We start from the raw sequence: 3,718 nt of genomic DNA, 5'->3' as shown, positions 1-3,718 counted from the left end.
TAGTGTTTAAATTAACTAACCCAATGGGCTCAGTGATTAATACGTATGAGAAGTTTTTGAATTTATGGGATAGGGAGTATTTGGAAGAAAGTCTGACTATGAGCAAGTGGTTTGACGACATGGTAGATTATCCAGGGCGTACCATTCGGGAAATGGCGGTTCATATGATGATCAATAACACCATGGCTAAAGGAAAAATGCGTATTGGAAAGGTGATGGCCGAGTTTAATCAAATTAGATGCTCGATTCTGGCATTTGCAGGCGAGTCTGATAATTTGGTGAGTGTAAGTGCTGCGCACAAGGTTTTGGATATAGTCTCTTCAGAAGATAAAGAGTTTTGTGTTGTTCCGGGTGGGCATGCGGGCGTCTTTGCTGGTAACAAAGCGCCGCAAAATACCTGGCGCATAGCTGTAGATTGGTTGGCAAGCCGGTCTGATTAACAAGAGTGATAAATAATGGCAGAAAGGCAAGTATATAAAGTTAACTATTGGTTGAAGAATGATGATGGGCAAGTAGTCGATACTTCAGAAGGTGGCGAACCAATGGTAATTGAGATTGGTGGTGCTTCCGTGATTCGAGGGCTTCAAGAAGCTGTAAAGGGGAGGCAAGCGGGTGATCGCTTGGAAGTGCAGGTGCCGCCAGAAATGGCTTATGGTGCGCATAACCCGGAGTTTGTGTCAAAAGTACCTATGTCAGCTTTTGAAGGAGTAGAGCATGTTGTAGAAGGTATGAAGTTCCAGACCAATACCGGCTCTGATGCGCAGGTTGTTCAGGTTGTTAAAGTAGAAAAAGACTTCGTCCTGGTTGATGCAAACCACCCTTTAGCAGGCTTGGTTCTCAATTTTGAGATTGAGATAATCGAAGTGGTCGAAGCTGCGTAAAATTTAGCTAGAATAAAAAATATGCAATTTTTCATGTGTTTTTTGAAGCTGCATATATACTTACTGTTACATAACGGAAAAATGTATGGAATATCAGTACCTTTCGGGTCTCCATGCAATCCCAAATCACGAACTAAGATAAGAAAATACAGATGGAAGTTGAACAACAAAACGACGCTTGGCGAATTTTAATAGTTGAAGACGATGAGCGTTTAGCTGATCTCACCAAGGAATACTTGGAGAGTAATGGGCTTGTCGTTTCGGTTGAAGGTAATGGCTCTCATGCAGTTGATCGTATCGTCAATGAAAAGCCTGATCTGGTAGTGTTGGATCTGATGCTTCCAGGTGAGGATGGCTTGTCAATATGTCGTAAGGTGCGTCCTAATTATAATGGACCGATTCTTATGTTGACTGCGCGAACTGACGATCTAGATCAGGTACTAGGTTTGGAAATGGGGGCCGATGATTATATGTCTAAGCCTGTTCGTCCTAGGGTTCTGCTAGCAAGAATTCGCGCCTTACTTCGTCGGATTAATGAGCATGTTGACCAATCATCAGATGCTGGTGCAGAGTCAGGTCAGGCAGCTGATGCGACCCGCTTGGTATTTAACAACCTGGTTGTTGATAGCTCAATGCGAGAGGCATGGTTGGACGATGAAAGTATCGATTTAACCAGTGCAGAGTTTGACTTACTTTGGTTATTATCCAGTAATGCAGGTAACGTGCTGAGCCGTGAAGAAATCTTTACTAACTTGCGCGGTATCGAATATGATGGTCAAGATCGTTCGATTGATGTTCGAGTCTCTAGAATTCGTCCGAAAATAGGTGATGATCCGGTTCACCCACGAAGGATCAAGACAGTTCGAAGCAAGGGCTATTTGTTTGTAAAAGAGGCTTAGTTTATAAGTCTCTCAAGCTCGGCTTGCCAAATTATTTAAAGAGTTTTGGTTTTGAAGAAAATTCTAATTCGTATTTTTATTGGCCTAGTTTCAGTGATCACTGTGCTAGGCCTTTTTAGTCTTGGTCTGGTTAAAGTCTCTAATCAGGTTAGGGAAGAGCACTACTGGCATGATTTGCTGGTTACTCCTATGACCGAACTATCCCGTGTAATCAGTGAAGATCATTCAAAGCTGCCTGAACATACTTACCTATCTGATTATGAATCATTAGGTCTAAGTGCGGTAGAGCAAGAGCGTTTGATGTATGGACGACTGCTTGTGTCCCTGGAAGGTGACTACCTTAGAGCGATTATCCAGCAGCAAAATTCTAGCGAGCAGTTGTTAGTTTTTGAGTCTTTGCGCGATAAGCAGTTTTCAGCACTTTTTCGTCTTCTTGTAAGCGAATTACTGGTTGATGCGACGGAGTTGAGCAAGCTTGAAAGCATTGAATCACTGCTTAATGTCTCGATTGCTAAATTGGAAGAGACGAGTTCGGTAAGTTCTCAGTTAGTATTAAATGATATTGCCAAACAGGGTTTTCATGACGGTCTTGATGAAGATGGTTTATTTAGTTATGTGCGCTTGAAGAGCGGAGAACTGCTTCGTCTAGAGTATGGTGAAGTGTTCTCCGGTTTTTCATTTATTTTGTTCGTTGCACTGGTTTCCCTGTGTGTTGCAGTGCTTATGCTCTTTGTTTATTACCTGGTAGAGGGGTTCAGTCGCCGTTTACGCTCTATTGAAACAGCGGCAAGTCGTATTTCGCGAGGTGAGCTAGATGCTCGTGTATCCGGGGCGGGAAGTGAAGATGCGATCAGTCGCTTAGGTGGTGCTTTCAATAGTATGGCCGACCATATACAGCGCCTGATGTATGTGCAGAAAGAAATGATCCATGCTGTATCGCATGAGCTTAGAACCCCTGTTGCTAGAATACGCTTTGGTGTACAAATGATTGAAGACTGTCCCTCCGAGGAAGCATTGCAAAAGCAAGTAAAGGGGATCGATGGCGATATTCAGGAGCTTGACGAATTAATTGATGAGATATTGACCTATGCTCGACTTGAGCAGGGCGGGCCAATCTTGGCATTTCAGGAAGCTGATATTAGCGCAATTGTTGATCAAGTTGTTTCCGAGCAAGGCCTTGTTAAGCCAGATATGAGTATTTTCTCTGAGTTTAAAGAGGGCTCTGATGTATGGAAAATGTCAGAGGTTGAAACACGTTATATACATCGTTCGATTCAAAACCTTGTTGGTAATGCGACACGCTATGCTCAAGGAAGGGTAAAAGTTGTTTGCTCTTTTGATGCAGAGACATGTCGTGTAGATGTTGAAGACGATGGCCCTGGTATTCCAGAGGAAGATTGGGAGTCTGTCTTTACGCCGTTTGCGCGTTTGGACGATAGTCGCACACGTGCTTCAGGGGGTTATGGCCTAGGCTTGTCAATTGTACGCCGTATTCTTTATTGGCATGGGGGGCAAGCCTTCTTGGGCAGAAGTGATATGGGTGGAGCGAAGTTTAGTTTGGTATGGCCCAGGAAACAAAGCCAGACGAACAAACCCTAGGTGGCGATATCTGAAGCGCGCAGCTGCTGTCTGGCTTATCTTAGTAGAAAGTGCTTAAGAGGACAGGGGCCAGCCGCCGAGGTGTTGCCACTTATTGACTATCTTGCAGAATAGTTCTGCTGTCTTCTCCGTATCATACNTTGCGGTATGAGCGGCTTTCCCATCAAATTCAATTCCTGCCGCTCCACAGGCTTTTGCGAGAACGGTTTGGCCATATGCCAAACCCGACAGCGTTGCTGTATCAAATGTCGAAAAGGGGTGAAAAGGGTTGCGCTTAATATTGGCTCTTTCTGCTGCGGCAAAGACAAAGTTGTGGTCAAAGGTTGCGTTATGACCCAC

4 protein-coding genes and 1 pseudogene are annotated in these 3,718 nt (G+C 44.1%); 4 read left to right on the top strand and 1 reads right to left on the bottom strand.

What is annotated here, in order from left to right:
- From A3729_RS11985 to A3729_RS11970, 4 genes and pseudogenes are all read left to right on the top strand, one after another.
- Positions 1 to 440 (top strand): annotated as a pseudogene (locus tag A3729_RS11985) (alpha/beta hydrolase); the annotation flags it as partial.
- A gap of 15 nt (positions 441 to 455) precedes the next feature.
- The gene (locus tag A3729_RS11980; RefSeq protein WP_068507860.1) at positions 456 to 881 is read left to right on the top strand and encodes a peptidylprolyl isomerase; all 426 of its coding nucleotides are present in this window, start codon (positions 456 to 458) and stop codon (positions 879 to 881) included.
- Positions 882 to 1,033: 152 nt separating this feature from the next.
- Positions 1,034 to 1,780, top strand: a complete 747-nt coding sequence (locus A3729_RS11975) for a response regulator (RefSeq protein ID WP_068507858.1) — start codon at positions 1,034 to 1,036, stop codon at positions 1,778 to 1,780.
- 51 nt (positions 1,781 to 1,831) lie between these two features.
- Positions 1,832 to 3,379 (top strand): ATP-binding protein, encoded by a 1,548-nt coding sequence (locus tag A3729_RS11970; protein WP_068507854.1) that lies wholly within the window; start codon positions 1,832 to 1,834, stop codon positions 3,377 to 3,379.
- A gap of 54 nt (positions 3,380 to 3,433) precedes the next feature.
- On the opposite strand, the gene A3729_RS11965 is transcribed toward A3729_RS11970, so the two are convergent.
- A partial coding sequence (locus A3729_RS11965; protein ID WP_255376391.1) for an exonuclease domain-containing protein occupies positions 3,434 to 3,718 on the bottom strand: 285 nt, incomplete at its 5' end.

The sequence above is a fragment of the Oleiphilus sp. HI0043 genome, assembly GCF_001634935.1.
The sequence above is the reverse complement of the archived record's forward strand: the minus strand, read 5'-3'. Positions and strand labels throughout refer to the sequence as shown.

Bases quoted from the DNA above. Each gene is read 5' to 3' on its own strand.
- A3729_RS11980 (WP_068507860.1), top strand. From the start codon at position 456: ATGGCAGAAAGGCAAGTATATAAAGTTAACTATTGGTTGAAGAATGAT.
- A3729_RS11975 (WP_068507858.1), top strand. From the start codon at position 1,034: ATGGAAGTTGAACAACAAAACGACGCTTGGCGAATTTTAATAGTTGAA.